General features: G+C 69.9%; 2 protein-coding genes. Both read right to left on the bottom strand.

The window, feature by feature from the left end:
- Positions 1-279 precede the first annotated feature (279 nt).
- Positions 280-1,248 (bottom strand): PDR/VanB family oxidoreductase, encoded by a 969-nt coding sequence (locus tag ACFWPS_RS53910; protein WP_383721903.1) that lies wholly within the window; start codon positions 1,246-1,248, stop codon positions 280-282.
- Positions 1,249-1,260: 12 nt separating this feature from the next.
- Positions 1,261-2,190: aromatic ring-hydroxylating dioxygenase subunit alpha (locus tag ACFWPS_RS53915; protein ID WP_383721905.1), on the bottom strand; the 930-nt coding region annotated here is incomplete at its 5' end.

The raw sequence follows: 2,190 nt of genomic DNA on the forward strand, positions 1-2,190 counted from the left end.
CGGGTGATGCCGCCGCGGTCGACGACGGCGACGGCGAGGTGGAGTCCTTCGGCCCGGCCGGCGGTGAGTGCGGCGTCGGCGGCCGCGCGGGCGGCTTCGTAGGCGAGGGGGGCTCTCATGCCGCGCCGCCGAGGGGGCCGTGGGTGTGGGCGGGTGGCGGGAGTACCGGCGATGGACTGGCGGACATGTGTTTCTCCTACTGGAGGTGGATTCGAGGCGAGTGCCGTGACCGTGCGCGAGCCGACAGCCTTCGACGGTCGTCGAAGGCGGGGCCGGCGGTCACAGGTCGAGTTCGATGCTGGGGCTGAGCGCTCGCGAGGAGCAGGTGGTGAAGAGCCCGTCGGCGCGCTCGTCGTCGGTGAGCACGTCGTCGCGGTGGTCCGGTTCACCGGCGAGCACCCGGACCACGCATTCACCGCAGATGCCCTGCTGGCAGGACGAGGGTGCGTCGACGCCGTTGCGGAGCAGGACGTCGAGGACGCTCTCCTCCGGTGCGACGTGGTACTCCGCCCCGCTGGAGGACAGCCGGACGGTGAATCCGTCACCGGGGCCCGCCTGGTCGGACGTCGAGGTCGGCGCGAAGCGCTCCTTGTGCAGCGCGCTTGGCGGCCAGCCCAGCTCGCGGGCGCCGTCGAGGACGTAGTCGATGAACGGGCCGGGGCCGCAGACGTAGACGGCGGTGTCCTCGGCCGGGCTCCCGAGGGCGCGGCGCAGTTCGAGCTTCTGCTCGTCCGGCTGGTCATCCAGGTGCAGGACGATCCGCGGGTGGTCGGAGAACCACTCGCTCAATGCGACGTCAGTGGCCGAACGCGCGCAGTAGTGCAGCGTGTAGTCCCCGCCGGTGGCGTCGAGCTCCTGGGCCATCGCCGCCAGTGGGGTGATGCCGATGCCGCCTGCGAACAGCAGGTGCCTGCGCGCCGGCGAGAGGCGGAAGTTGTTGCGCGGAGCCGAGATGTCCACGTGGTCCCCGACCGCGAGCCGGTGTACGGCGTGGGACCCGCCCCGCGAGTGCTCCTCGCGCAGGACCGCGATCCGGTACCGCTTGCGGTTGCCGGGCTCGCCGCACAGGGAGTACTGCCGGACCAGCGCGGTGTCGGGTGCACGCTGCTCCAGCCGCACATCGATGTGTGCCCCGGCCTCGTACTCCGGCAACGGGGTGCCGTCCGCCGGCTGCAGTTCGAGCACCACCACCCGAGGCGTCGTCATGATCCGGCCGACGACGACCGTGTCGATCCAATGAGCTGGCATCGGTCGCTCCGGTCAGGAGCCGACGGCGGGCGTGGCCGCGGCGGTGGACTCGACGTCGGTCTGCTTGGCGGTCACCGTGAACACGCCTGCCTTCACCTGGCGCGGACGGGCCTGGCCCTGTTCGACGTTCAGGGGGTCGCGGCCCGCTTCGACGTCGTCGACCATCTTCCTGAGCATGCGGCGCAGTGCCACCACGCCCTTGTCCGACGTGACCAGGGTCTCCTCGGAGTGCTGGGTGATGGGACCCTGGGAACCCTGAGCCTCGAAGTCAGCGGGGAAGCGCTGGTGCTCGTCCTCGGTCAGCTCCCAGGGCAGTTTGCCGTTCTGCCTGATGCCGGTGATGATCCGCATGAGCCGGTCCGGGCCCTTGGCCCGGACCACCACGAAGGCTCGGTGGGAGGTGTCGTCGGAGGGCACGATCCAGATCAGACAGTCGTGGCGGCGGTCGGGGACGACCTCGACGAAGTCCGGCAGGGCGATGATGCTGGGCAGGTGCACCTCGATGGCCCAGTCCATGTCGACGGTGGTGCCGTCCGGTTCGTCGCGCTGCCACCGCTGGAGGTACATCAGGCCGTGGTCGGTCGTGATGTTGTAGTGGATCTTGTCGGAGACCGAGTACGGGTCGAAGTAGGACGGGGGGAAGCCGATGGTGCCGGTTCCCTCGAACTGCGGGCCGCTGTGGGTGTAGTGCAGCCACATGGCGTGCACCGGGTCCATCGCGTTCTCGAAGACCTGCAGCCAGTTGCAGTCCTGGACCATTCCGGTGACGTTCTGGCCGGGGATGGGCAGATCGGAGATCAGCGACTCGCCGTCCTCCAGGTTCTCGAAGATGTCGTAGCGGGGGAGGGGGGGCTTGTGTTCGGGCGGGCCCATGTAGACGAAGACGAGGCCGTAGCGTTCTTCGACGGGGTACCAGGGCTGGCGGGCGACGTCGCGGCGGCG

It is taken from the genome of Streptomyces sp. NPDC058457, from assembly GCF_042720695.1.
In the GTDB taxonomy this organism is placed as follows: Bacteria; Actinomycetota; Actinomycetes; order Streptomycetales; family Streptomycetaceae; genus Streptomyces.

Excerpts from the sequence above, each read along its gene's own strand:
- ACFWPS_RS53910 (WP_383721903.1), bottom strand. The coding sequence starts at position 1,248 with ATGCCAGCTCATTGGATCGACACGGTCGTCGTCGGCCGGATCATGACG.